Source organism: Bacteroidales bacterium (genome assembly GCA_014860575.1).
Classification (GTDB): Bacteria; Bacteroidota; Bacteroidia; order Bacteroidales; family JAAYJT01; genus JAAYJT01.
In genome coordinates, this window is sequence record JACZJK010000011.1 from 73,039 (window position 1) to 97,285 (window position 24,247).

Genomic DNA, 24,247 nt, shown 5'->3' on the forward strand with positions numbered 1-24,247 from the left:
TTCAACCTAATGAATTTGGTTATTAGCTGCCTGAAACTTAACCCATTTTTACGATGATCACACCCGAACTCCAGCTATTACTAATAACAGCCGCGTCCATTGGGTTCATCCATACACTTATCGGACCCGATCATTACCTTCCTTTCATTGTTATGGCAAAAGCCGGCAAATGGACATTTCGAAAAACAATGCTGGTAACGGTACTATGCGGAATCGGCCATGTAGCCGGCTCAGTGATCCTGGGATTTATCGGTATTGCAGCAGGCATAGTGCTGACCAGATTGGAATTTATTGAAGGATTTCGGGGTGATATTGCCATTTGGGTGCTGATCGCTTTTGGATTGGTTTATATGGTCTGGGGTCTGCGAAGGGCATGGCACAACAAGTCACACACGCACAAGCATATCCACGAAGATGGAACCATTCACACTCACGACCATACACATTATGAGGGGCACGCCCACGTCCACGAGAACGAAAAACAGAAATCCATTACCCCCTGGGTTCTTTTCATTATTTTTGTGCTAGGCCCCTGCGAGCCTCTGATTCCGCTGCTTATGTATCCTGCTGCAATGCAAAGCACAACCGGAATCTGGGCAGTAAGCCTTGTTTTTGCTGCGGCCACAATTGGAACCATGACAACCATTGTAGCATTTGCTTATGCCGGATTAAAACCCATCAGAACCGTATTCCTTGAAAAATATGTGCATGCCATTGCAGGCTTCACCCTGTTGGTAAGTGGCTTGGCGATGCAGTTTCTGGGACTCTGAGAATTTCGGATTGACGATTTTCGATTTCGGATTTCTGATAACTGATTACTGACCACCGATCACCGATTACTGATTACTAATTACCGATTACCGGTCACCGAATTCCTCAGCCAGTCAATAAAAGGCTCCAAACCATCACCTGTTTTTGCTGAAAGTTCGAATATTTTGATGCGGGGATTGATGAGCAAAGCATTTTTTTTGGTTTTCTCCATATCGAATCCGGTGTAAGGAAGCAGATCTGTTTTAGTAATAAGACACAGATGGGAAGTGTCAAACATGTTTGGGTATTTCAATGGTTTGTCCTCTCCTTCAGCGGTGCTTAATAAAACGATCCGGTAATTTTCACCTAAATCAAACAGCGAGGGACACATTAGATTGCCAACATTTTCAATAATGAGCAATGCACCATCTTTAGGATTAAGTTGTTTCACAGCCTGGCCGACAGTTTCAGCCTCGAGGTGGCAACTGCTGCCGGTATTTATCTGTAAAACCGGAACGTCCAGTTTTGCGATGCGGTCGGCATCAAGCGTACTTTGCTGGTCGCCTTCGATCACGTAAATGGCGGCATCTTTGCCAAGCTGTTTGATGATCTCCTCAACCAGAGTGGTTTTTCCCGAACCGGGTGAACTTACCAGATTTAGGACGGTAATGTCTTTTGCTTTGCAGTAACCGCGATTTCTCTCGGCATGAAGCTGGTTTTTGCTTAGTATTTCCTGTTCCACGATCACTTCTCTTCGTACATGTTCATGGTGGTGATCATGAGAGTGATCATGATTGTGTTCATGATCATGCCCATGCTCGTGATTGTGATCATGTACATGGTTATGATGATGTTGCCCGGGCTTTATTATCCGGGTTTCCGATGGGTTTCCGCATCCGCAGGTATCGCACATGGTGGTGGGGTTTTGGGTGATTATTGAGTGATCTTTGCTAATTTGAAGGCTTATTACTTCTATTTAGAATATAAGGTCAGAAGTCCGGAGTCCGAATACTGAAGACCATTTCCAAAAGCTAAGTCTGAATACCAACTACCGATTACTGATTACCGATTTCCATCTTCCGACTTCCGACTTCTGACTTCGGACTTCCGGCTCTACTCCGCCTCAATTGATTTCACAAACAACTCCCTGCCTTTCAGGATTTTTGTTTCAAAACCTTTGCATTTCGGGCACTCTGCAACAAAGCCTATCGGTTCAAACTCCTTTTTACATATTTGACATTCAGCAACTGCTTTTTGCTTATGGATAACGATTTCCGCACCTTCAATTGATGAGCCTTTACCTGCCGACTCAAGCGAAAAACGCAATGCACTTACGTCAACACAGGTTAACTCACCGATGACAATGTGAATAGCATGAATTTTCTTCATTCCATTCTGCAGAAGCGTCTTCTCAGCAATTTCAAAAATTCCGGTGGCGACCGAGAGTTCGTGCATTAGGATGTAAATTTAACAAATCCTTGGCAATTGTTCACCGGCCAACATACTAATAATTCTCCTACCTCCGATATTGGTTTTCATTACTACCTTTCCCTGGTAATCCTCTACAATTCTACCGATCATTGCAGCATGTTTACCATGCCCTGATTTTTGTAATAATTCCAAAACCTCATCCGTTGCCTTTGGGGGAATTACAAGCAGGATTTTTCCCTCATTTGCAATATACAGCGGGTCGAATCCATAAACTTCGCACATGCCTCGGACAGGTTCGGAAACGGGGATCATAGTTTCATCAATTTCAATTCCGAAAAGTTTGTTTTCAGCTATTTCTGCCAGCACTGAAGCAAAACCCCCGCGGGTAGGATCGCGCATGAAATGTATTGGCAGGCCGGCATCCAGCAATGGCTGAATCATCAGGTTAAGTGGTGCGCAATCGGATTGCAGATCAGATGTAAATCCAAGCTGGTTGCGCGCAGCCAGAACAGCCATGCCATGATCACCGAGGGTTCCGCTGATGATGATATGATCGCCAGGCTGAATGTGTTTGCCTGAACCAATATCTTCGTGTTCTTTTCGAACCCGCCCTATGCCTGACGTGGTGATAAACAATTTGTCACATTGCCCCCTCCCCACCACCTTGGTATCGCCGCAAACAATTCTCACACTGGCGTACCTGGCAGTTTCGGCCATTGTTTGCACGATCTCTTCAAGCACGCTGAATTCAAGGCCTTCCTCAATGATAAATGCAACGCTCAGATAAAGGGGTTGAGCGCCGGCAGCAACAAGATCGTTGATCGTTCCGCAAACTGCAATTTTGCCAATGTTTCCTCCGGCAAAAAACAGCGGTTGCACCACGTAAGCATCGGTGGTAAAAGCAAGCCTGCCTTCAACGACTGGCATAACAGCAGAATCAGCCTGGGCTAAAAGCACCGGATCATTGAAGTGCTTCAGGAACACTTTTTCAATCAGCTCATGCATCAGTTTTCCACCGCTGCCATGTCCCAATAATATTTTTTCATGAGTTTGCATACCTGAAAAAGCTTTGACAGGCGCCTTCGGCGGAGACCATACAGGCACCTATTGGGTTAGCCGGTGTACATGTTTTTCTAAAAAGCTTGCATTCCGTTGGTTTTAGTAAGCCTTTGAGTACATCGCCGCAGCGGCAGCCAGTCGGATCAGCAGGTTCATTTGTGCTCAGGCCATAAACCACAGATGCATCAAAGCCTTTATAGTTTGCTGATGGTTTTAACCCGCTATTTGCAAGAATACCTAGGCCTCGCCACCATGCATCACATGGCTCAAACACCTGATTCAGTATTTGTTGTGCTTTCACATTTCCTTGGGACTTCACTGCTCGGGTATATTGAATTTCAACCGCTGCATTTTTATTTTCCTGCTGCTGAACCAGCATCAGGATGGACTGCAGTAAATCAAGTGGTTCGAACCCTGAAACAACACAACCCACACCGAATTGGTCAACAAGGGGTTCGTACATTTTTGTTCCTGATATGGTGCTTACGTGACCTGGACAAAGATAGGCATCTACCTTAACGCCCTCATGGATAATAGCGGCCATGGCCGGAGGCATGATTTTGTGGGCGCTGTATAAAAAGAAATTTTTTAACCCCAGTTCGTTTGCTTTCTGCAATGCAACAGCGCTGGCCGGGGCTGTGGTTTCAAAACCAATTCCTAAAAAAACATGGTTTGTTTCCGGATCTTGTGCTGCCATTTCTATGCATTGCAGCGGCGAATAAACAATCCTGACATTAGCTCCATCCGCCTGTGCTTTTTCCAGGGTGGATTCAGAACCCGGCACCCTTATCAGATCACCGTAAGTACAAACCATCGTTTGGTCGCGCATTGACAGTCCAATAGCATGATCAATAAAGCCCCGGCCTGTGACGCAAACCGGGCAACCAGGGCCGGAAAGCAGCGTGATGGTGTTGGGCAATAGCGCCGGAATTCCAAATCGGTGCAAAGCCATGGTATGGCCACCACAAACTTCCATGATGGTGATTTCGCGAACAGCTTCCTTATGAATCCGCTCCAGTAGAGTTTCACAAAGTTCACGATCACGGAAGTCGTTGATGAATTTCACGGGAAGGGGTTTGTTGTTATAATTGTTATAATGGTTGTAGTTGTTTTAGAGTTCGGCGTTCCAGGTGCCAAGTTCGACGTTCCAAGTTCAACGTTCCAAATGAGGATGTATATTCTCTGATTACTGAATACTGAAAACCGATCACTGATCACCGATTACCGTTTACCAACTCCCGACTTCGGTCTTCCGACTTCGGACTCCCGACCTCACCCCTTCATCGCTCTGACCAACTCCAACTGCGCCAGTGCATCCTCCTCGCTGATTAGTTGCAAGGCAAAACCCGAATGGATCAACACATAATCGCCCAAACTGACTTCTTCGAGCAACTGAATTCCAACGCTGATGCTTGTTCCGCCCACATCTACCAGGGCAGTTTCGTTTTCAATGGAAATTACTTTTCCGGGAACACTTAAACACATAACATCATCCTCCTTTTTGCGGCCACCGCCAGTTGACCGAGTGAAATTCCACCATCATTGGGCGGCACCTGCGAATGCATAAAAGTACTAAAGTTTTTTATTCCCAACGACTTGATAATTTTTTCTGCAAGAATTTTGTTCTGGAATGAGCCGCCTGAAAGCACCACTTTTCTAATTCCCGATTTTTTACTTGCAGCTATCACACTCTGGATCGCCAACCCAGCGACTGCATTGTGCAATTTAGCGGAAATAAAGCCAATGTCTTTTTTGTTTTCAAGGTCTTTCATTAATTCCTGAACCAAGGGTTCAAGTTGCCATATCCCTTCCCTGATAGTTGCAGCATAAGATGCTTTAATTTTTTTATCAGCCAGCGCCTCAAGCCGCATGGGGCCTTCGGCTTCGAAAGCAGGCGAAATACATAGCCCTGTGAGGGCTGCCACCGCATCAAAGAGCCGTCCGAGTCCGCATGAATATGCAATGTTTATGTTTTTTTGCAAAGCCTCTGAAATCAATTTAAATTGCAAAAGCGGAACCGAAGGAAATAATTTCCCGGCGTAAGCAATACAGTCCTTTCCGAAAGCCTGGTAAAGCAAAGCCAGTGCAATGCGCCAGGGTTCCTCAATGGCTTTATCACCGCCTGGTAAAGGTATGTAGGCCATATGAGAAAAACGTTTGTACTGAACAAGGTCAGCAATCATTACTTCACTGCCCCAGATGTTGCCATCAACACCCAAACCTGTTCCATCGAAGCTGAGACCGATAACAGGCTCATCAAGCTGATGCTCTGCCATGCAGGACGCAATATGTGCATGATGATGCTGCACATGTACTACGGGCAGGCTAAGTGATCCGGCAAACTGCGTGGATAAATAATCGGGATGCAGGTCTGCAGCAACCAGGGTTGGTTCGAACCGGAAAAGGCGCTTGAACCGCTTGATACTTTCTGTAAAAAACGCATAGGTTTCCATGTTTTTCAGGTCGCCTATATGCTGACTCATGATGGCCTGATTGCCTTTGCCAATGCAAAACGTGTTTTTCAGCTCTGCACCAACGGCCAGAATCCCTTCAGCATCAAGATTCAATTTAACCGGTTTCGGAACAAAACCGCGCGAACGTCTTATCATTACAGGCCTATCGCTGATCACTTTCACAAGCGAATCATCCACCCGGTTGTATATATCACGATTGTAGGTTACAAAAGTATTGGTGATGGAAGTTAATTGATGTTTGGCTTCTGAATCATCAATCACAACGGGTTCATCCGAAATATTTCCACTGGTAAACACAATGGCCGGGGTTTGCAGCACTTCAAAAAGCAGGAAGTGGATAGGCATATAAGGTAAAATAGCGCCAATAGTGTCGAGCCCATTATTTATAGCAGCTGATAACTTCTTTTTTGAGCGCAAAAGAACAATCGGCCTTTGCCAGGATCCCAACAGGTTTTTCTCAGTTTCTCCAATATAGGCATATTTTTTTAGCACAGCCAGATCACTGAACATAACTGCCAGTGGCTTTCCATCTCTTTTCTTGCGAACCCTGATTTGATTCACTGCATTCTCATTCATGGCATCGCAGATAAGCTGATAACCGCCGGTTCCTTTTAACGCAATGATTTCACCGCCTGCGATTAAAGATTTCGCCTCCAATAATAACTCACTGATATTAATATTTCTGGGTGGCTTGCCGGTTTCAGCAATCCGGTAAACCGGTCCGCAATGGTTACAAGCCACTGGCTGGGCATGAAAGCGGCGATCAAGAATGTTCCTGTACTCTGACTCACAAAACTTGCACATTGCAAAAGGAGACATGGTGGTCTTGGGGCGATCGTAAGGTAAATCTTTAATAATTGAAAACCTGGGGCCGCAATGGGTGCAGTTAATCAGGGGATAGGCGATGCGGTGAGCTTGTGTTTTCATATCCCTCAGGCAATCCTCACAAAGGGCAATATCAGGGCTGATCTCGGTAATTCCTAATGATGTTTCCCTGCTTTTAGTGATCTCAAAACTTTGCTTAGGTTCGCACGAAACCGGCTCAACCGAAACAGATTCAATATCGGAAGCGGCAGGCGCTTCGTTTATAAGCGCTTCCAAAAACTTCTGAACAGACACTCCATTTTCCTGTAAAAGAATCAACACGCCGTCGGTACGGTTCTCTACCCACCCGTGAAATCCCATTCGTGTTGCAAGCCGGTAAACATAAGGACGGAACCCTACACCCTGAACAAGGCCTTTAACTGTGATGAGGGAGGCGGGGGTTGTTGTGGGAGGGTGGTTCATTTTGGTTTTGTAATTTTTATAAGCCGGTTTCAGTAATCGGTTCTTAACAAAATCACCCAAAGATAGCACAAACTAAAATTATTCGTATATTTCGCCACTTTTTCATTCCTGCTACCTGGCCAAACTCATTTTCAAACTCCTGGTTCGCTGAAACATTTCTTTAACGGGGCTTTTCGTACGCCAAACCGTACTGCCATGTTAGTAGATATCAAATGTCAGGATTGTCCGGTTCACAAAGGTTCATATTTTAACAGTCTGGACCCTTGCGATCTTAGAGACCTGTGGCATAAAAAAACCTGCTATTTCTATAAAAAAGGACAGGTGATTTTTTACGAAGGCAAGCGGCCACTGGGTATTTACTGCATTCACTCGGGCAGGATCAAAATCAGCAAGCTGGGGATTGAGGGCAAGGAACAAATTGTCAGAATTGCGCAGGCAGGTGATTTGCTTGGTTTGCGGTCCCTGATTTCCGGGCGGAATTATGCCAACTCAGCAACCACAATTGATGATTCAATAGTATGCTTTGTAAACAAAAGAAAGTTCTTTCAGACTACCATCCGCTACCCGGAAATTTCCACCCGTATTATGATAACACTCAGCAAACTGCTGGAAGAAGCCGAGCAGAAAATCACCTCCATGGCTCAAAAACCTGTGCGGGAGCGCCTGGCTGAAGCATTACTCACCCTCAATGACGTTTTCCACAGCGATGGCTGCCCCAACACCATCATCAGTCTTACCCGCGAAGACCTTGCCAACATGGTAGGAACCGCCAACGAAACCGTAATCAGATTACTCAGCGAATTCAAAGAAGAAAAAATGGTGGCAGTAAAAGGGCGGAAAATTTTTATTCTGGATAAAAAGGGCTTGCAAAGGATGGCAAAGCTTTATCAATAAACTCGTCGGGGTGTTTCCCTACCCAAAACCTGATAAAAATCATTTTTTATCATGACCATTATCATTGTCTCCCCAGGCTGCCCATTTTATTATTGCCGCATCGTTTTGAATGCAGCCTATGAACAACCTGCCCGAACCGGAAGTACTGGTAAAACATTACGAGCTTACCGCCGAAGCATGGCAAAAAGCCATCGGCGCCATGCTTGGTTCCCACACCGTATATGCCCCTGTGAAACGCTGGGGCAGCATGGATTATGAACCCATCACCGTTGAAAAAATTCGCTCCATCGTTTATAATGAACCCAAGCCGGTTTCACCCCTCAAGCTTTTTCTCTTGCCCGTAAAGGAAAATGTAGTACTCGAACCCGATATCGTTCGACCCCTGGTGGTGATCGGCACTCCTGCCTGCGACCTCTGGGCGCTCGACCTGCTTGACAAATTCTACCTGAACTCCGATCTTATTGACCCTTACTATAAGTTGCGCCGTGAAAAGTTGATCCTCATCGGAACCGATTGCCATTCCTCGCTGGAACATTGCCACTGCACAAGCTATGGGATCAATCCGGTTCCGGAAAAAAACCAGGACATCCTTATAAGCGTTATTGATGGCAAAGTACTGCTCGAGGTTCACACAGAAAAGGGAGAGAGGTTACTGGAAAGCATTAAAGGTGTTGCCGAATTCCAGGCTGCCGGAAATAGTTTGCCAGAAACATTGCTTCAAAAGCGCCGTGAGGTTAAATCAGCCATTGACAAGGCCAACAAGCAACTTCCCAATTACCAGGAAACCACCAGCGCTGTTAAAAATGCCGGTGAAGAAATCTGGGAGAAATACGCCAAAACCTGCGTTTCCTGCGGCGCCTGCGCCACCATCTGTCCTACCTGCACATGCTTTCTGCTGATTGACAGGCCCGGGTTCGAAAAAGTGAAACAAATGGATGCCTGCCAGTATCCCGGTTTCCAGCGTGTGGCCGGCGGCGAAGACCCGCACCGCCAGCATCACATCAGGTTCAGCAACCGCTATTTCTGTAAATATGTGTTCAGGCCGGAGAAATTTGATGCGTTAGCATGCACGGGTTGCGGGCGCTGTATTGAGGCCTGCATCGGCAGGATCAACAAAAACGAACTTTTTATTGAGATCACCAGGTAATTAATATAAATAAGTTGTCAGCAAACAATAACATATACAAACCATTCAAGGCCCGGCTCGAGAAAGTCATCGAGGAATCGCCGCTCATCAAGACCCTTGTCATGGTGCCTGAAACTGAATTCTCGTTCAAAACGGGGGAGTTTATAGAACTAACACTGGACGGAATCGGAGAGGCGCCATTCACCCCATCTTCTTCACCTTTTGTAAAAGACCGCTTTGAAGTCACCATTATGAAAGCCGGCTACGTTACCGGCCTCATGCACGAGTTGCCCGTGGGTGAGGTGCTTGGTGTACGCGGGCCTTTCGGGCGAGGTTATCCTGTGGAAGAATTTTTCGGCAAGGAGGTACTAATACTGGGCGGCGGTTGTGGCCTTGCTCCCATACGCTCACTGCTTTACACATTGATTGAATACAAGGATAAGATCAAAAAAGTGATCTTGGCTTACGGTTCAAAAAGTCCACAGGATTGCATTTACAAGCCGCTTTTCAGCTACCTCAACAGCATTGATAATTTCGAAGCATATCGCACGGTTGACGAAACAACGGATGATTGGGACGAAAGCGTCGGGGTTGCAACAGTATTGTTGGATAAAGTAAAGGTGGATATTCCGAACGCTATTGCAGTGGTTTGCGGTCCGCCGGTGATGATGAAGCATGGAACCTTCAAATTGCTCGACATGGGCTTCTCGGAAAAAGATATTTACCTTTCGATGGAGAAAAATATGTCGTGCGGCCTGGGCAAATGCGGGCACTGCATGATGGGCGAGTACTTTGTGTGCAAAGACGGGCCAGTTTTCACCTACGACGAAATAAAAGACCAGCCGGATATCTGGTAACATTAAAAAATGAGTTTCATGGCAAAGAAGCTTTTCATAGATATGACCAAGTGCAGGGAGTGCGAAGAATGCACTGTGGAATGTGTGTATGATCACCATCCTGTGAACCGGGGACTGAAAAGCCTTCTTGAAACGGCCTCGTTTCAGTTCACCTGCCGCCGTTGCCAGGATGCGCCTTGCATAGAGGTTTGCCCTGCCGAAGCGCTGGAGCGCAACAAAGAAGGGATAATAGAAAGAGCGCTGAACCTCTGCATAGCCTGCAAGTCGTGTGTGGCCATTTGTCCGTTTGGCACGCTGATGACCCAATTTTTCGATTTCAAAGCGCCCAAATGCGACCTATGCAATTTTGACGAGATGGCCTCTTCGCTAAGGTGCATGGAAACCTGCCCCAAACACGCACTCACATTAACAGAACAGGAACCCGACGAATCAAAATATATTTTCGAACTCAACGACAAGGTAGTGGTAAAAGAATATGCATGGGAAAAACTCAAGTAAATGACAAACCTCTTACACATACTCCTCTTCCCCGGCCTGCTTTTCCTGCTGGTTGCCGGTGGTTTTTTATCCTGGTTCGACCGCAAGATTACAGCCTGGGTGCAATTCCGCAAAGGGCCGCCGATGCTGCAACCGCTCTATGATTTTGTGAAGCTGATGAGCAAGGAAACCATACTGCCGCGCAATGCCAGCCGGATGACTTTTCTTTCAGCGCCCATCTTTTCCGCTGCCGGGGCAGCCATAGCCGGTTTGCTGATCGTATTGCCCGCATTCGGCGTTTCGGGCGGATTCCGGGGCGATCTTATTGTGATCTTTTATGTACTGGCCATACCATCGCTTACTTATATTATGGGTGCGATGGCAAGCGGCAACCCGCTGGCTTCGCTGGGCGCGTCACGTGAAATGAAGTTGATCATCGCTTATGAGCTGAGTTTCCTGCTAATAATTGCAGCCATCATCCTCAAATCTGATTTTGCGATTGATATTGCCGGCATCATGGCTGCACAGCAAAGCGACGGAGCATTTATTGGCAGTATTTCAGGTGTACTTTTATTCATTGCACTACTCATGTGTATACAGGCCAAACTGGGTTTCGTACCTTTTGATGCCGCCGAAGCCGAAACAGAAATTGCATCCGGCTTCCTGATAGAGTATTCCGGTCCGCCACTGGCTTTTATCAAACTCTCGAAATATTTTTTAATCCTTGTGTTGCCGGTCCTCGCAGCAGTGCTGTTACTCGGTGGTTTTAACCTGGAAGGTTGGGGCATCCTCTGGGCCGTGCTGAAGATTTTGCTGGTTGTGTTGCTGGTAACGCTTGTCAGAAATACTAATCCGCGGCTGACTATTAAACAGGCGATGCGGTTTTTCTTTGTCTGGATGAATTTGCTAGTGATTGCGGCTATTGTGTTACATTATTTAGGACTTTAAAACTCTATACACGTGGGATTTAAAGAACATTGTTTTAAGAAATCGTTATGGTTGTTCCATTTTGGTGGAGCATCCTGCAACAATTGTGACATCGAAATTCTCGACTGCCTCACACCCCGCTACGATGTGGAGCGTTTTGGGATGGTGCTGGTAGGTAGTGTGCGCCACGCCGATGTGCTGCTCGTAAACGGCAGCATTAACGCCAAATGTCGCAGCCGACTGCTAGAAATTTACAAACAAGCACCCAAACCCATTGTAGTTGTAGCAATCGGCGCTTGTGGTTGCACCGGCGGCATCTTCGCCGAAGGAAACACCTTTGCCGGGCCTGTGGATAAGATCATTCCGGTAGATGTTTACATCCCGGGCTGTCCGCCAAAACCCGAAGCCATCCTGGCCGGAATTGTGAACTTTTTAAATAAAAACTAAACGACAACCATGGATAACCAGGAACTCATAGAACTACTGAAATTCAAGTTCAAGAACGATATACAACAAGTGTATATCAGGTTCAAGAACCGTGTAACGCTTCAGGTGAAAAAAGAAGGGCTCCCTAAACTGGCTACTTACCTTTTTAAGGAGCACCGTGCAAGGTTCATCATTGCCTCGGCCATGGACAATAGCGATAAATTCGAGATCGTGTATCATTTCAGTAAAGATGACAGCGGCTTAATGCTGAACCTCAAGGTATTCCTGCCTAAAGAAAAGCCGGAAATAGAATCATTGGTTCCACTGTTCGTAGCAGCCGATTGGATCGAAAGGGAAATGCATGAACTTTTTGGCATCAAATTCCTGAACCACCCCAACCTGGTTCCATTGATCTCAAATGGTAACTGGGAAGACAAGGCTTTCCCCTACGCTAAGAAAACTGTAAAACAGAAGCAATTATGAAAACAGTCATACCGGTCGGACCCTATCACCCGCTGCAGGAAGAGCCTGAATTGTTCAAGCTTTACTGCGATGGCGAAACCGTTGTGGACATTGACTGGGAAACAGGCTACAACCACCGCGGCATTGAAAAGATCAACGAAAGCAAGACTTTTGAACAGGTTTTCTTTGTGGTGGAACGCATTTGCGGCATTTGCTCCACTTCACATCCTTTTGCCTATGCCAACGCCATGGAAGAGTTATCGCATGTAAAAGTTCCCGACCGTGCCAATTATATCCGCTGCATCATCGGCGAGTTGGAACGCCTGCACAGCCATCTGCTTTGGGTAGGGCTGGCCGGCCATTTTATTGGCTACAACACCGTTTTTATGTGGACATGGAAATACCGTGAACCCGTACTTGACCTTTTCGAAATGATCACCGGCAACCGCAACTCTTACGCCATGTTTAAGATTGGCGGGGTAAGGCGCGATATTCCCAACGATAAATTCCCCGCCATCCGCAAAGTGTTGGCTGGTTTGAAACCCAAGGTTGATCTGTTGCTCGGTGCTGTGCTTGACGACCCGGTCATTCATGCAAGAACCAAGGGCGTTGGAATATTGACAAAACAGGATATTATTGATTTTTGTGCCGTTGGGCCTACTGCACGTGCATCGGGTCTGGCGATTGATATTCGCAAAGATGATCCTTATGCCGCCTATGGCATGCTCGACTGGAAAGTGATTACCGCCGAAGAAGGTGATGTATTTGCCAAAGCTGCTGTCAGGTTCCTTGAAATGTACGAATCCATTAAAATTATTGAGCAATCATTGACCGCGATGGAAAAACTACCTGAAGGTGATATTAGCGCCAAAGTAAAAAATATTCCTGATGGTGAGGGATGTGGTCGAGCCGAAGCGCCACGCGGTGAAGTATTTCACTTTGTGAAATCCGATGGTTCGAACTCCCCGGTTCGCCATAAAATACGCGCACCGAGTTATGTAAACATTGCCACGTTTAAAAAGTCCTGCATTGGTCAAAACATTTCTGATGCTACACTGGCGCTGGCTGCTGTTGACCCATGCTATTGCTGCACTGAGCGCATGGCCTTTGCCTACGATGCTTACAGTAAAAAGAGAATCATGGATGGAAACGATCTGATAAGGCTTTCGCAGAAACGCACCGAAGAATTGAAACGCAAACTATAAACCCATGAACGAGTTGCATTTAATCATACTGTTACCGATTTTTGCTGGCATTGTGCTATTTTTTGTGCCGGAAAAATTCATACGGTTCAAGTCCATCGTTTCAGTGCTGGTGGCAATTGTTGTGCTTTATTGTGCCTTTGTGGTATTTGGTATGGAGAATCAGCTGTTCCGATTTGGATTGGGGCAAGGATATTTCCGCGATCACCCAACCATATACAACCTGCTGAGAGTTTCATCCAATTTTATGACCCTGCACCTGGATGGATTAAGCCGCCTGGTGGTATTGTTTTCCAGCCTTTTTGCACTGCTGATCCTGATCTATTCCGTTGTTTATATCTCGGTTCGCAAGATGCCGAGGCAATACTATCCTCATTTTCTGATCACTATAGGCAGCGCTGCCGGCGCCATCATGGCCGACAATCTGCTGATCTTTGTCTTTTTCTGGGGTGTGCTGGGCTATACGCTTTACATGCTTATCAAAGGAAATACTGACGCTGCTGCATCTACTGCCAAAAAAACATTTATCATGATCGGCGCATCCGACGGGATCATGATACTTGGCATTGCCCTGCTTTGGAAAATGAACTATGCCATGCAGATTTCCACCATCAGCGTTCCTACCATGAATGTTTTGCAGATTGTGGCATTTTTGTGCCTACTCATCGGCGCGTTTACCAAAGCAGGCGCTTTCCCATTCCATACCTGGGTTCCGGATTATGCACAACATGCGCCGGCGAGTTCATCGGCTTATTTGCCGGCATCGCTGGATAAGTTGCTGGGCATATATTTCCTGGCCCGCATCTGCAACGATATGTTTGTGTTGAACCAATGGCTCACACTCACACTTGTCATTATTGGTGTGCTGACCATCATTATTGCTGTGCTGATGGCATTGATTCAGCATAATTACAAACGTCTTTTAGGATATCATGCCGTTTCGCAGGTAGGTTATATGGTTATGGGGCTTGCCCTGGGAACTCCGCTTGGAATTGCTGGTGGTTTGTTCCACATGATCAACCATGCCCTTTATAAAAGCGGTTTATTCCTGAGTGCCGGCGCTGTTGATCGCATGACCGGCAAGGAAAACATCGAAGACCTGGGCGGGCTTTCGCGGGCTATGCCTTTTACTTTTTTTGCAGCTTTAATATTCGCACTTTCCATCTCAGGCATACCGCCGCTGAACGGGTTCGCATCAAAATGGCTGATCTATCAGGGTATTGTTGAGTTCGGAACACAACCCGGCGTAGCCAACCAATTGTGGATGGTGTGGCTGGGATTGGCAGTGTTTGGCTCAGCGCTAACGCTGGCCAGTTTTATCAAGTTTATCAGCGGGATTTTCTGGGGTCGTATTAAGGAAACCTATATGAGCCTGCATAAGGTATCGCCCGTGTTATGGGCGCCACAGATTTTCTTAGCCTTGCTCTGCATTGCCTTCGGTGTGTTTGCCACTTCATGGGTCATACCTAAACTGATCATGCCCATTACCGGTGATTTTGAATACTTTGGGCTTTTCCAGTCATCCTACCTGGGATTGCTGGTGTTGATTTCCATTGTGCTGGGCTGGTTGATCTATTGGATCGGCAATATCCACAAAGTACGCGTTGAAGACAATTTTATCCTGGGGGAAAAGGCTATAAAAGACACGGGATTTCCCGCACTTGAATATTACAAAACCATTAGCCAGGCCGGGTTCTTTGCATGGATGTACCGCAAGGCCGGAAAAAAATGGTTCGACATTTATGATATTTCAAAAAGCATTGTGCTGGGATTCAGCAAGGGACTGAGTTCACTGCATACCGGAATACTTCCCGTGTATGCTATTTGGATCATCGCAGGATTACTTATAATGATGATAATTTTTATTTAAAGCATAGCCATGGAATATATTATAAGCGTTTTACTTATTCTTATGATTGCCGGATCCATTTACACCCTGCATGCCAGCGACCTGCTTTCGGCCATTGTATCCTACGGTATCGTGGGCTTTGGCCTCGTAATCATTTTTCTATTCCTGAAAGCACCTGACCTGGCAATTGTGCAGATTGTGGTTGAAATCATTACACTGATAATCATGATTGCAGTGATCCGTAACAGCAGTAAAGAAGACCTGCAGGAAGGTGCCACCATTAAGTTAGAAGGCGTCAGGTATGTAAATCTGCACCAGTTGATTTATATTTCCGGAGCCACGCTTCTCGGAATTGGCCTGGTTTACTATTTCATTCTGTCAACGGCTGGACTGGATGCTTTTGGCGTGCATGAAATGCGCATGTCGCAGGTGTATGTGGAGCAGGGTGCCGAACTTACCGGAAGTGCCAACCTTGTAACGGGTATTCTTTTCGATTTCAGGGGTTATGACACGCTTGGCGAAGCCACAATTTTAATATCGGCAGTGGTTGGCATCTTAACAATTTTGCGAATAAAGGGGAGGAAATAGCATGCAAAGTGATAAAGGAATGACCATCATCGTCAAAAAAACAACCCAGATACTGGTGGGGATAATTGTGCTATTTGGCGCTTATATCATCACTCACGGGCATCTTACACCAGGTGGAGGATTTGCCGGAGGAACGATCATTGCTGGTGCATTTATACTGCTTATTCTTGCTTATGGCGACGACGTAATGCACCTGCGTGCTACAAAAGAGGATTCGTCGCAGCTCGAAAATATTGCACTTTTCATGTTTCTGCTTTTTGGATCCCTGGGCATGTTCATGATCCCCTCAGTTTTTTTTAAAAATTATTTGCCTTTGGGAACCGTTGGCGAATTGCTGAGTGCCGGTGTAATTCCATTGTTTAACTTTTTTGTGGGCATTGAAGTCGCGGCAGCATTGTTCACCATTTTCCTGGCATTCGTAATACTAAAGGAGGAAGACAAATGACATTGTTTTTATTGTGCTTTTTGCTGTTTCTGGTTGGCTTGTATGGTGTAATCACCAGGCGCAACCTCATTAAGATCGTTTTGGGTCTTTGCATTATGGAATACAGTCTGAATCTGTTTTTTGTCCTTATAGGATATGTGCATGATGGAATTGCTCCAATCATCACGAAAGGTTCGGAAAGAGCCACTTTTGTTGACCCGCTGCCACAAGCTATGGTACTCACAGTTATTGTGATCGGACTGGCCACCACCGCCATGTTGCTTGCCATTGCCATCAGGCTTTACCGCAAACACGGCACTTTCGACATCAGAGAAATCAATTCATTGAAAGGATAGGAAATGAAAGCTTTGATTCCATTATTTGTGATTCTGCCGCTGGCCGCCGCCTTCCTGATACCAATTTTTGCAGGCAAAGTGAGAGGCTTCGATAAATACCTGGCCTCTACGGTAATGCTGTCAACTGTGGTATTCAGCCTGTGGTTGTTATTTGTACCTGAACCTTATCCACTAATTTATAAAATTGGTGGTTGGGAACCAGTGAATGGAATACCTATCGGATTATATTTTGTACTAGATGGATTGACCGTTTTCATGCTCTGTATCATCTCGGTTGTTGGATTTCTTTCAGCTTTCTATTCGATAAACTATATTGCCAAGTTTACCGGTGAAAAATATTTTTATGCCCTTTTTTGCCTGATGGTGACTGGGATGAACGGAGTAGTGCTGGCCGGCGACCTTTTCAATCTGTTTGTTTTCCTTGAAATTTCCGTAATTGCCTCATATGCCTTGGTGGCCTTCGGTATCGAAAAGCAGGAACTGGAAGCTTCTTTCAAATACCAGGTAATGGGTGGGCTGGCTTCATTACTAATTGTGCTGGGCATTGCCATGCTTTACTGGCAAACCAAAACATTAAACATTGCAGATATTGCGCTGGTGCTTGAAGGTGTGAACGACAAAAAGTTCATGTTGTTTACCCAATTCCTGCTACTGGCAGGCTTCGGGTTAAAAGCAGCTTTAATCCCTTTTCATGCCTGGCTGCCTGATGCACATTCCTCAGCGCCATCGCCCATTTCGGCCATGCTATCTGGAGTACTTATTAAAGCCATCGGAATTTATGCAATCATTCGCCTGTTCTTCAATATGTTCATGTTGAGTACTGATATCGCCTGGGTAATTATTGTGCTTGGCTCGCTATCAATGATATTCGGCGTTTTCCTGGCCATTGGCCAATGGGATTTGAAACGGCTGCTGGCTTACCACAGCATCAGCCAGATGGGATATGTAATTCTGGGAACCGGAATAGGTATGCTAATCCTTGCCAGAGGTGGGGATTTGAAAGTGGCTTCGCTGGCTATTGCAGGAGGTTTGTTCCATCTTGTGAATCATGCCGTATTTAAAGGATTGCTCTTCCTGAATGCCGGCGCTATTGAATACAGAACAGGCACAAGAAAACTGCAGGAAATGGGTGGATTATCGGAAAAAATGCCTATTACTTCTGCGACTTCTTTAAGCGCTTCTATGGCAATTTCGGGCATACCACCGTTTAATGGGTTCTTCAGCAAGTTGTTGATTATCGTAGCCGCAGTACTTGGGAAATTCTATTTATTGGCGCTGTTTGCCGTAATTGTTAGCATCATTACACTGGCATCTTTTATGAAGGTTCAAAAATATGCATTTTACGGTTCATCCCTTCGCCGTGAAATTGAAAAAATAAAGGAAGTGCCTTTTGCCATGAGTTTCTCGATGATTGTAATGGCTTTGCTTTGCCTGGCCTTGAGCCTGTTGATTTTCCCGGGGATCAGAGAAACGATTTTAATGCCGGCAGTGGAAAGTTTGATGAATATGGGAAATTATGGAGTTGAAATATTGGGATATTGAATTTCAGATTGACGATTTCGGATTTAATTTTGAAATTTTAGACTTTGAATTTTGATCTGGTGCCTTGGAACTTGGATTTGGAATTTTGGACTTTAGACCTTAAAATATGAGAAGCATTGCATTATTCATCCTGCTCTTTGGTTTCTGGCTGATATTTACCTTTAGTTTGAAAACCGACCATATAATTGTGGGAGCGTTGCTGTCACTGGTTATTACACTATTCTTCGGGAGGTATTATGTGGAAGAACCAGTGAAATTTCTTCACCCACACAGGTGGTTGTGGTCAATAATCTATATCATCATTTTTCTATGGGAATGTGTGAAAGCCAATTTTGATGTCGCTTACCGGGTCATACATCCCGATTTACCTATCCACCCAGGCATCGTTAAAGTGAAGCTGAATCTTCAAACCGATATGGCACGTGCTATCCTGGCCAATTCCATTACCATGACTCCGGGAACCATCACTGTGGATATACAGGACAACTACATTTACATACACTGGATTAATGTGCGGGGGCAAAGACCCGAAGAGTATTCATACCGCATCTGCGGAAAATTTGAAAAATATATTGGGAGGATTTTCGAATGAACCTGTTGACCAACATCTTTCTTTATTCGCTGATAGCCATGTGTTTCATGTGCTTTTACCGGGTAGTGCGCGGCCCCACCATCGCCGACCGCCTGGTTGGGATTGATATTCTCGGCATTCTTGTAGTAGGAATAACAGCCATCATTGCTTATAAAACCGGTATGAGTTTTATACTTGATATTGGAATCGCCTGGATCATTCTGAGTTTTATCGGAACATTAACGCTGGCAAAATATTTATGGAGGAACAAGCTCAATGAATGAAACCATTAGCATCATACTGATTATCATCGGCCTGCTGTTCGATTTTTTCGGGTGCCTGGGGCTGATACGTTTGCCGGATGTGTATAACCGCCTGCAATCGGCAACCAAATGTGTTACTTTGGGAACCTGGTGCATTTTACTTGCATTGCTGATACGCTTTGGTTTCACAGAGATAGGTATGAAAGCACTGATTGCCATACCATTGTTGTTTCTAGCTTCCACTGTGGCAGCTCATTCCCTGGTTCGCGGTTCATACCATTACGGAATAAAACTTTGGGATAAAAGTGTTCGTGACGAATACGCTGCCGATGCAGGGATTGATGAAGGAGTCGGTAAGAAAGCAGAATAGTTGCTGGTTGCTGGTTACTGGTTTGTTTTGAAGTAGTAAATGAGATTAGGTTTAACCGGAGTTTAAAATCGTAAATCCGAAATCATAAATCGAAAATAATTGTAGAGATGAGATATCCAAAACTAAGGGAACTGAAAGAAGCAGTTGTTTCGCTGGTCACACCAGCTTATACGACCCGGTTCCCGTATAAGGCACATGAACCTTTTGAAAATTTCAGGGGCAAACCAGTGGTGAGTGAAGAGCATTGCGTTGGCTGCCAGACATGTGCCAATGTGTGCCCGCCTGGAGCCATCACCTACTCCGATGATAAACAAACCGGTAAACGTACCATCGTCCGTGATTACGGTAAATGCATTTTCTGCGGACAGTGTGAAGAGCATTGCATTACAAAAAAAGGCGTGAAACTGAGCGATAAGATATTTGATCTCTCTACTTTTAATCGCGAGGAATTGGTTGAAACCCAGGAACGGGAACTCATTCTCTGCAATTCCTGCGGAGCCATCATCACTACCCGTGATCACATGCGTTTTCTATACTCTAAACTCGGACCCAAGGCATTTTCTTCTATCCTTAATCTGAACCTGTTCAACGAACATCTGCAGCTGGCTGATCCTGCAAAAACCAAAGTTGAAGTCCGCGATGGCCTGAAGCGCAAGGATATGTTCAACATCATTTGTCCGAATTGTTTGCGGCAGGTGCTGGTCAAAGACCTTTTGTAATTTCGGATTGACGATTTACGTCCCGATAGCTATCGGGATCGGATTTAGGGTTTCCAACTTTCGTCTTCCGACTTCGGTCTTCTGACTTCCAACTAAAATCCAAACCATGCTCAACTCACTGCAACATATCTTCCACCAATCCCACTCCAAAATCCTCATCATCGCCATAGGCAACTTTCTCCGCAGCGATGACGGAGCAGGCCCCCGAATCCTGGAAAAACTCAAAGCTACCGATCGCATTCAATTACTTAATGCCGAAACCAATATTGAGCGTTACATTAAACCGATACAGCAAAGCGGCGCTGATGTGCTGCTTTTCATTGACTGCGTGCACTTCGGCAAAGAAGCGGGCTATGCAGAACTCCTCTCGATTGACAAGATTGAGGATCACACCTTGCACAGCCATAATATTTCGCTAAAGCGTATGAAGGAGTTTTTTACTGTTCCTGCTTATGTGCTGGGAATACAGCCCGGGACTTTGAAAGTGAGTGAAAGCATGAGTCCGGAAGTTGCGAAAAGCGTTGAATTAATTGTGAAAAAAATTGATGCGATGATCGGGTAAATATCAAACGAATTCAATTTGTCTGGCTCAAACGCATCATTCGATCTAATAACTTTGAGATCAAAAAAAAATCGCTTATACGAGAAGCAGTCTAGCCACTTGGTGCGGAATCGGGGCAACGGCCTGTCTGGTTGTCATCTCCCCTTCTCATCATCTCATCTTCTCATCTTCTCATCTTCACCATAACCCCTACTTCTCCATAATCCAGACTCCTTTAAAAACAGCATCGAGTTGACGGCGCATTTTTTGGACTTCGGTCAGATCGGAAAAATCATAGACAGAAATTCGGTAATTTCCTTCTTTTTCGACCACCTTAGCATCAGCATAGCCACCAGCCTGAAGACGCTTTACTTCAGTTTTTGATTGGGCTTCTTCCTTAAAACTTCCTACAATAAGGTAGTAAGTGATTTGGGGCTCTTCAGGTTCGGTTTCAGGATCAGCATCATTTTCTGATTCTTCAATATATTCATTGATCAACCAGTCGCTTGTTAACATTTTGTTGCCAGTGCATAATTTTACTGATGTTTCCTGGTCAATTACCTCTCCGAACCAAATTGAGGCGTAGCCCTGGTAAATAGCTACTCCCATCGCTTTCCAGGATTTCTCTTTCCAGCGGTCACGGTTCAATAGCAAATCATTGGTGGGCCCAAATATTCTCCACTGATTAAGCGCACTCAAAGGAGATATTTCAACATTCTCCCATAAAATCAATTCCTGGCCATTGCCTTTGTAATCAGTTAATTCTCTGGGTTTGTTCCACATGCAGTTGGTTCGGTTTGGATCCTTTGCATAACAGCATGGCGACCAGTTTCCTTTCTCTGACCAGGAATGCAGGTTGCAACCAAAAAGATCAGGTCTGTTTTCGTGAAGATCCCTTACGTGAGCATAAGCAACATAAGAAAGTGAAGCAGAAAGTGGTATTATCTCGAACCCATATGTCATACGGTATTCGTTGATGAGACGATAAAGATGCAGTTCATCTGACGATACGCAGAACTCCACAGGTAAAACATTTTTAGGTTTTCCACGCTGTGCAAGGTTCAACAGCGGGATCACCAAAAGAATAATAACAAGAACGAAATCTTTCTTCATGTAAATTTTTCAGATAATCTAATTGTGTTTTAAAATCAAAGCATCCTGAAATGTTAACGAGGCTTAATCTAACCTATTGCTAAAAGTATCCTGGCATTAATGGTTTTATACTTGTGACAATCTTTATGCCATATACCCTATATGGATTGAAAAATATTTTTTCAGAGATTAAAACCGCTTGGTATAGATGGAATTGCTAACTTCGTCGGATATAGCACAAACTACTGAATCATTTTATCTTACAAACCTAAATAACATCAAATGAAAACATTAGCATTAATTCTGATTCTTGCTCTCACAGCATTCAGTTGTGGTGGGCCAACGCAAACCAATGAAAATGAGAAAATGCAACCTGGAATTGAGTTGACAGAACTCAAGCTCGATGTAAAAGGCATGACCTGCGAAGGCTGCGAAAATGCCATCATCCGCTCAGTTGGCAGCCTCGAAGGCGTTCATGAAACCCATGCTTCACACACTGATGAGTTGGTTACAGTTTATTATGACCCTGAACTTACAGATGCCGGACAAATTACTGCAGCCATCATCAAAACAGGGTATGAGGTAGTCACTGACAATCCAAAAACAGAGGTTGAATGAAAATGGAAAATTGAACACCTGAGCGCTATTCCTAAAGTAAATTCAAAATTTAAGATTCAATATTAATAATTCGTCCTTCGTAATTCGTAAATTAAATTAACATGAATCTATTTTACGACCCAACTATCACGTTTAGCCCGGCCATCCCCCTGCCTTTCCTGCATTTTCTGAATGAGGAAGAATCCAGGCATTGTGTCAAGGTTTTGCGCATGCGGGTCGGAAATGAAGTTTATCTCACCAACGGTCAAGGCTTCCTTTTTACCGGGAAATTATGCACGCTTAACCCCGGTTCATGCGAAATCGAAATTACTGCATTAACAAAGCATGAACCGGCAGATTATTCCATTCATATTGCAGTGGCTCCAATAAAAAATATGAGCCGCTTTGAGTGGTTCCTCGAAAAGGCAACAGAGATTGGGATTAATGAAGTGACACCTTTGATTTGCGCCCGTTCAGAGAAGATTTCGGTTCGTACAGATAGGATGAATAAAATAATCACTGCCGCCTTGAAGCAAAGCCTTGGCGTTTTTCATCCTATACTAAATGAACCTGTAGGTTATAAAAAATTCCTTGAGAAAACCAGAGAATCGGGCAAATATATAGGTTGGTGCGAAACCAAAGATGAACCTTTGTTCACAAGTATCTGTTTGCCTAGGAAAGACGTTGTTGTACTGATTGGGCCTGAAGGCGATTTTACGGCTGAAGAAGTAGTGTTGGCAAAAGAAACCGGTTATCTTCCAATAAGCCTTGGCAATAATCGTTTAAGAACCGAAACCGCAGCGCTGGCAGCATGTTTTGCCGTGCATTTTGTAAATGGAAAAATTTGAAATCTAATCTCCTGTCAGACCGCTGGAAGCGGTCGGACGGTAAGATCCGCGAAAATCTGCTAAATTAGTGTCATCAGCGTTCTAATCAACATTTCAGAAAATGAGAAAAACCATATTCATAAGCCTTGTTGCAATATTACTCTCCATAAACTCATTTAGCCAGGCTCCGTTGCGTATAGCCTTAATGAAATACAGTGGTGGCGGCGACTGGTATGCTGATCCTACTGCACTGCCCAACCTCATTGCATTTTGCAACAACGAACTAGGCACCAACATCCAGGCAACCCATGATATAGTTGACGTTGGCAGCAGCGACATTTTTAATTACCCATTTGTACACATGAGCGGTCACGGCAATGTGGAGCTTTCAATACAGGAGGCACAAAATCTCCGCAACTATTTAATTTCAGGTGGTTTCCTGCATATTGACGACAATTATGGCATGGATCCATTTATAAGACCGCAAATGAAAAAGGTATTCCCTGAACTTGACTTTATAGAGTTGCCGGCAAATCATGAACTCTACAAACAGAAGTTCATTTTCCCTCAGGGTCTGCCTAAGGTTCATCAACATGATGGCAAGCCACCACAGGGTTTTGGACTTTTCTGGGAAGGCCGTCTTGTTTGTTTTTATACTTACGAAACCGATTTAAGCGATGGCTGGGAAGATGCTGAAGTGCACAACAATTCACCGGAAATGCGTGTGAGAGCCTTGCGCATGGGTGCGAACCTGATCCAGTTTGTATTCACGCAGTAATGCTTTTGGATTGCTTAAATTCATGGTTAATATCAGCCTTGGGTTAATAATTTTCATTCACACATAAATAGCACGTAATCATAGCCTTATAGATCCAATATATCTGCTGGGTCCGGCTTAATCTCTTGCCTGAAATTTATTTTCATCTGAAAGCTAAAAGTTATTGACTTTCGGGTTCGAATGGCTTACTTTAGCTGCCCGAAGTTTTGATCATATTATTGCTCCTCTTTACTCCTTCAGACTCTTAACAACTCTTTTTGCTATTTTACTCTACTACTACACTATCTCGCATAGCTTTTGCTACTTAGCAATACATTTATTCTGCACATTTAAAATCAACATATACCAATCCAATTAA

29 protein-coding genes are annotated in these 24,247 nt (G+C 44.8%); 22 read left to right on the plus strand and 7 right to left on the minus strand.

Annotated elements, in window-relative coordinates:
• Nucleotides 1–56: 56 nt before the first annotated feature.
• Entirely contained in the window at nucleotides 57–770 is a 714-nt protein-coding gene (locus tag IH597_02235; GenBank protein ID MBE0661261.1) for a sulfite exporter TauE/SafE family protein, read from the plus strand.
• Between the two features lie 80 nt (nucleotides 771–850).
• Here the strand turns inward: IH597_02235 and hypB are convergent, their stop codons facing one another.
• The 6 genes from hypB to hypF all read right to left on the minus strand — a co-directional run bounded on the left by hypB (nucleotide 851) and on the right by hypF (nucleotide 7,001).
• Entirely contained in the window at nucleotides 851–1,663 is an 813-nt protein-coding gene (gene hypB / locus IH597_02240; protein ID MBE0661262.1) for a hydrogenase nickel incorporation protein HypB, read from the minus strand.
• A gap of 200 nt (nucleotides 1,664–1,863) precedes the next feature.
• Complete coding sequence (hypA, locus tag IH597_02245; protein MBE0661263.1) at nucleotides 1,864–2,205, minus strand: hydrogenase maturation nickel metallochaperone HypA; 342 nt, start codon at nucleotides 2,203–2,205, stop codon at nucleotides 1,864–1,866.
• Between the two features lie 12 nt (nucleotides 2,206–2,217).
• Nucleotides 2,218–3,237 carry a hydrogenase expression/formation protein HypE gene (gene hypE, locus IH597_02250; protein ID MBE0661264.1) on the minus strand — a complete coding sequence of 340 codons (1,020 nt, stop codon included), beginning with the start codon at nucleotides 3,235–3,237 and terminating at the stop codon, nucleotides 2,218–2,220.
• Nucleotides 3,224–4,306 carry a hydrogenase formation protein HypD gene (gene hypD, locus IH597_02255; protein ID MBE0661265.1) on the minus strand — a complete coding sequence of 361 codons (1,083 nt, stop codon included), beginning with the start codon at nucleotides 4,304–4,306 and terminating at the stop codon, nucleotides 3,224–3,226. The genes hypE and hypD overlap by 14 nt, the downstream gene beginning before the upstream one ends.
• Before the next feature lie 206 nt (nucleotides 4,307–4,512).
• Nucleotides 4,513–4,725, minus strand: coding sequence for a HypC/HybG/HupF family hydrogenase formation chaperone (locus IH597_02260; GenBank protein MBE0661266.1), 213 nt, complete (start codon nucleotides 4,723–4,725; stop codon nucleotides 4,513–4,515).
• Nucleotides 4,716–7,001: a carbamoyltransferase HypF gene (gene hypF / locus IH597_02265; GenBank protein MBE0661267.1), complete on the minus strand. Its 2,286-nt coding sequence runs from the start codon at nucleotides 6,999–7,001 to the stop codon at nucleotides 4,716–4,718. Before hypF ends, IH597_02260 begins: the two co-directional genes overlap by 10 nt.
• A gap of 195 nt (nucleotides 7,002–7,196) precedes the next feature.
• Between hypF and IH597_02270 the strand changes: the two genes are divergently transcribed.
• The 18 genes from IH597_02270 to IH597_02355 all read left to right on the plus strand — a co-directional run bounded on the left by IH597_02270 (nucleotide 7,197) and on the right by IH597_02355 (nucleotide 20,616).
• Complete coding sequence (locus IH597_02270; protein ID MBE0661268.1) at nucleotides 7,197–7,895, plus strand: Crp/Fnr family transcriptional regulator; 699 nt, start codon at nucleotides 7,197–7,199, stop codon at nucleotides 7,893–7,895.
• 118 nt (nucleotides 7,896–8,013) lie between these two features.
• Entirely contained in the window at nucleotides 8,014–9,042 is a 1,029-nt protein-coding gene (locus IH597_02275) for a 4Fe-4S dicluster domain-containing protein (GenBank protein ID MBE0661269.1), read from the plus strand.
• Nucleotides 9,043–9,143: 101 nt separating this feature from the next.
• A complete protein-coding gene (locus tag IH597_02280) occupies nucleotides 9,144–9,878 on the plus strand; it encodes an FAD/NAD(P)-binding protein (GenBank protein ID MBE0661270.1) in 735 nt (244 codons plus the stop codon).
• Nucleotides 9,879–9,896: 18 nt separating this feature from the next.
• Nucleotides 9,897–10,376, plus strand: a complete 480-nt coding sequence (locus IH597_02285; protein MBE0661271.1) for a 4Fe-4S dicluster domain-containing protein — start codon at nucleotides 9,897–9,899, stop codon at nucleotides 10,374–10,376.
• Nucleotides 10,377–11,303, plus strand: coding sequence for an NADH-quinone oxidoreductase subunit H (locus IH597_02290; GenBank protein ID MBE0661272.1), 927 nt, complete (start codon nucleotides 10,377–10,379; stop codon nucleotides 11,301–11,303).
• Nucleotides 11,304–11,315: 12 nt separating this feature from the next.
• Nucleotides 11,316–11,729 (plus strand): NADH-quinone oxidoreductase subunit NuoB, encoded by a 414-nt coding sequence (nuoB, locus tag IH597_02295; protein MBE0661273.1) that lies wholly within the window; start codon nucleotides 11,316–11,318, stop codon nucleotides 11,727–11,729.
• 9 nt (nucleotides 11,730–11,738) lie between these two features.
• Nucleotides 11,739–12,191, plus strand: a complete 453-nt coding sequence (locus IH597_02300) for an NADH-quinone oxidoreductase subunit C (GenBank protein ID MBE0661274.1) — start codon at nucleotides 11,739–11,741, stop codon at nucleotides 12,189–12,191.
• Nucleotides 12,185–13,375: a nickel-dependent hydrogenase large subunit gene (locus IH597_02305; protein MBE0661275.1), complete on the plus strand. Its 1,191-nt coding sequence runs from the start codon at nucleotides 12,185–12,187 to the stop codon at nucleotides 13,373–13,375. Before IH597_02300 ends, IH597_02305 begins: the two co-directional genes overlap by 7 nt.
• Before the next feature lie 4 nt (nucleotides 13,376–13,379).
• On the plus strand, nucleotides 13,380–15,242 hold the full coding sequence (locus tag IH597_02310; protein MBE0661276.1) for a hypothetical protein: 1,863 nt from the start codon (nucleotides 13,380–13,382) through the stop codon (nucleotides 15,240–15,242).
• Nucleotides 15,243–15,251: 9 nt separating this feature from the next.
• Entirely contained in the window at nucleotides 15,252–15,809 is a 558-nt protein-coding gene (locus IH597_02315) for a DUF4040 domain-containing protein (protein ID MBE0661277.1), read from the plus strand.
• Nucleotides 15,810–15,828: 19 nt separating this feature from the next.
• On the plus strand, nucleotides 15,829–16,254 hold the full coding sequence (locus tag IH597_02320) for a hypothetical protein (GenBank protein MBE0661278.1): 426 nt from the start codon (nucleotides 15,829–15,831) through the stop codon (nucleotides 16,252–16,254).
• A complete protein-coding gene (locus IH597_02325; protein ID MBE0661279.1) occupies nucleotides 16,251–16,589 on the plus strand; it encodes a cation:proton antiporter subunit C in 339 nt (112 codons plus the stop codon). Before IH597_02320 ends, IH597_02325 begins: the two co-directional genes overlap by 4 nt.
• 3 nt (nucleotides 16,590–16,592) lie before the next feature.
• Nucleotides 16,593–18,131: an NADH/ubiquinone/plastoquinone (complex I) gene (locus IH597_02330; GenBank protein ID MBE0661280.1), complete on the plus strand. Its 1,539-nt coding sequence runs from the start codon at nucleotides 16,593–16,595 to the stop codon at nucleotides 18,129–18,131.
• A gap of 106 nt (nucleotides 18,132–18,237) precedes the next feature.
• Complete coding sequence (locus IH597_02335) at nucleotides 18,238–18,723, plus strand: Na+/H+ antiporter subunit E (GenBank protein MBE0661281.1); 486 nt, start codon at nucleotides 18,238–18,240, stop codon at nucleotides 18,721–18,723.
• Nucleotides 18,720–18,986, plus strand: coding sequence for a hypothetical protein (locus IH597_02340; protein ID MBE0661282.1), 267 nt, complete (start codon nucleotides 18,720–18,722; stop codon nucleotides 18,984–18,986). Before IH597_02335 ends, IH597_02340 begins: the two co-directional genes overlap by 4 nt.
• Entirely contained in the window at nucleotides 18,979–19,335 is a 357-nt protein-coding gene (locus IH597_02345) for a monovalent cation/H(+) antiporter subunit G (protein ID MBE0661283.1), read from the plus strand. Before IH597_02340 ends, IH597_02345 begins: the two co-directional genes overlap by 8 nt.
• Before the next feature lie 107 nt (nucleotides 19,336–19,442).
• The gene (locus tag IH597_02350; protein MBE0661284.1) at nucleotides 19,443–20,054 is read left to right on the plus strand and encodes a 4Fe-4S binding protein; all 612 of its coding nucleotides are present in this window, start codon (nucleotides 19,443–19,445) and stop codon (nucleotides 20,052–20,054) included.
• A gap of 106 nt (nucleotides 20,055–20,160) precedes the next feature.
• Nucleotides 20,161–20,616 (plus strand): hydrogenase maturation protease, encoded by a 456-nt coding sequence (locus IH597_02355; protein MBE0661285.1) that lies wholly within the window; start codon nucleotides 20,161–20,163, stop codon nucleotides 20,614–20,616.
• Nucleotides 20,617–20,805: 189 nt separating this feature from the next.
• Here IH597_02355 and IH597_02360 read toward each other — a convergent pair whose 3' ends face one another.
• Entirely contained in the window at nucleotides 20,806–21,708 is a 903-nt protein-coding gene (locus IH597_02360) for an SPOR domain-containing protein (GenBank protein MBE0661286.1), read from the minus strand.
• A gap of 261 nt (nucleotides 21,709–21,969) precedes the next feature.
• Between IH597_02360 and IH597_02365 the strand changes: the two genes are divergently transcribed.
• From IH597_02365 to IH597_02375, 3 genes are all read left to right on the plus strand, one after another.
• Nucleotides 21,970–22,305 carry a heavy-metal-associated domain-containing protein gene (locus IH597_02365; protein MBE0661287.1) on the plus strand — a complete coding sequence of 112 codons (336 nt, stop codon included), beginning with the start codon at nucleotides 21,970–21,972 and terminating at the stop codon, nucleotides 22,303–22,305.
• Between the two features lie 101 nt (nucleotides 22,306–22,406).
• Nucleotides 22,407–23,132, plus strand: coding sequence for a 16S rRNA (uracil(1498)-N(3))-methyltransferase (locus tag IH597_02370; GenBank protein ID MBE0661288.1), 726 nt, complete (start codon nucleotides 22,407–22,409; stop codon nucleotides 23,130–23,132).
• A 100-nt stretch (nucleotides 23,133–23,232) separates the two neighbouring features.
• A complete protein-coding gene (locus IH597_02375) occupies nucleotides 23,233–23,889 on the plus strand; it encodes a DUF4159 domain-containing protein (GenBank protein MBE0661289.1) in 657 nt (218 codons plus the stop codon).
• Nucleotides 23,890–24,247: the final 358 nt, after the last annotated feature.

What these genes read in the sequence shown, in the direction of transcription:
- hypB (MBE0661262.1), bottom strand. Translation starts at nt 1,663, where the DNA reads ATGTGCGATACCTGCGGATGCGGAAACCCATCGGAAACCCGGATAATA.
- hypA (MBE0661263.1), bottom strand. Translation starts at nt 2,205, where the DNA reads ATGCACGAACTCTCGGTCGCCACCGGAATTTTTGAAATTGCTGAGAAG.
- hypE (MBE0661264.1), bottom strand. Translation starts at nt 3,237, where the DNA reads ATGCAAACTCATGAAAAAATATTATTGGGACATGGCAGCGGTGGAAAA.
- IH597_02260 (MBE0661266.1), bottom strand. Translation starts at nt 4,725, where the DNA reads ATGTGTTTAAGTGTTCCCGGAAAAGTAATTTCCATTGAAAACGAAACT.
- hypF (MBE0661267.1), bottom strand. Translation starts at nt 7,001, where the DNA reads ATGAACCACCCTCCCACAACAACCCCCGCCTCCCTCATCACAGTTAAA.
- IH597_02270 (MBE0661268.1), top strand. Translation starts at nt 7,197, where the DNA reads ATGTTAGTAGATATCAAATGTCAGGATTGTCCGGTTCACAAAGGTTCA.
- IH597_02275 (MBE0661269.1), top strand. Translation starts at nt 8,014, where the DNA reads ATGAACAACCTGCCCGAACCGGAAGTACTGGTAAAACATTACGAGCTT.
- IH597_02280 (MBE0661270.1), top strand. Translation starts at nt 9,144, where the DNA reads ATGGTGCCTGAAACTGAATTCTCGTTCAAAACGGGGGAGTTTATAGAA.
- IH597_02285 (MBE0661271.1), top strand. Translation starts at nt 9,897, where the DNA reads ATGGCAAAGAAGCTTTTCATAGATATGACCAAGTGCAGGGAGTGCGAA.
- IH597_02290 (MBE0661272.1), top strand. Translation starts at nt 10,377, where the DNA reads ATGACAAACCTCTTACACATACTCCTCTTCCCCGGCCTGCTTTTCCTG.
- IH597_02300 (MBE0661274.1), top strand. Translation starts at nt 11,739, where the DNA reads ATGGATAACCAGGAACTCATAGAACTACTGAAATTCAAGTTCAAGAAC.
- IH597_02310 (MBE0661276.1), top strand. Translation starts at nt 13,380, where the DNA reads ATGAACGAGTTGCATTTAATCATACTGTTACCGATTTTTGCTGGCATT.
- IH597_02315 (MBE0661277.1), top strand. Translation starts at nt 15,252, where the DNA reads ATGGAATATATTATAAGCGTTTTACTTATTCTTATGATTGCCGGATCC.
- IH597_02320 (MBE0661278.1), top strand. Translation starts at nt 15,829, where the DNA reads ATGACCATCATCGTCAAAAAAACAACCCAGATACTGGTGGGGATAATT.
- IH597_02325 (MBE0661279.1), top strand. Translation starts at nt 16,251, where the DNA reads ATGACATTGTTTTTATTGTGCTTTTTGCTGTTTCTGGTTGGCTTGTAT.
- IH597_02330 (MBE0661280.1), top strand. Translation starts at nt 16,593, where the DNA reads ATGAAAGCTTTGATTCCATTATTTGTGATTCTGCCGCTGGCCGCCGCC.
- IH597_02335 (MBE0661281.1), top strand. Translation starts at nt 18,238, where the DNA reads ATGAGAAGCATTGCATTATTCATCCTGCTCTTTGGTTTCTGGCTGATA.
- IH597_02340 (MBE0661282.1), top strand. Translation starts at nt 18,720, where the DNA reads ATGAACCTGTTGACCAACATCTTTCTTTATTCGCTGATAGCCATGTGT.
- IH597_02345 (MBE0661283.1), top strand. Translation starts at nt 18,979, where the DNA reads ATGAATGAAACCATTAGCATCATACTGATTATCATCGGCCTGCTGTTC.
- IH597_02350 (MBE0661284.1), top strand. Translation starts at nt 19,443, where the DNA reads ATGAGATATCCAAAACTAAGGGAACTGAAAGAAGCAGTTGTTTCGCTG.
- IH597_02355 (MBE0661285.1), top strand. Translation starts at nt 20,161, where the DNA reads ATGCTCAACTCACTGCAACATATCTTCCACCAATCCCACTCCAAAATC.
- IH597_02360 (MBE0661286.1), bottom strand. Translation starts at nt 21,708, where the DNA reads ATGAAGAAAGATTTCGTTCTTGTTATTATTCTTTTGGTGATCCCGCTG.
- IH597_02365 (MBE0661287.1), top strand. Translation starts at nt 21,970, where the DNA reads ATGAAAACATTAGCATTAATTCTGATTCTTGCTCTCACAGCATTCAGT.
- IH597_02370 (MBE0661288.1), top strand. Translation starts at nt 22,407, where the DNA reads ATGAATCTATTTTACGACCCAACTATCACGTTTAGCCCGGCCATCCCC.
- IH597_02375 (MBE0661289.1), top strand. Translation starts at nt 23,233, where the DNA reads ATGAGAAAAACCATATTCATAAGCCTTGTTGCAATATTACTCTCCATA.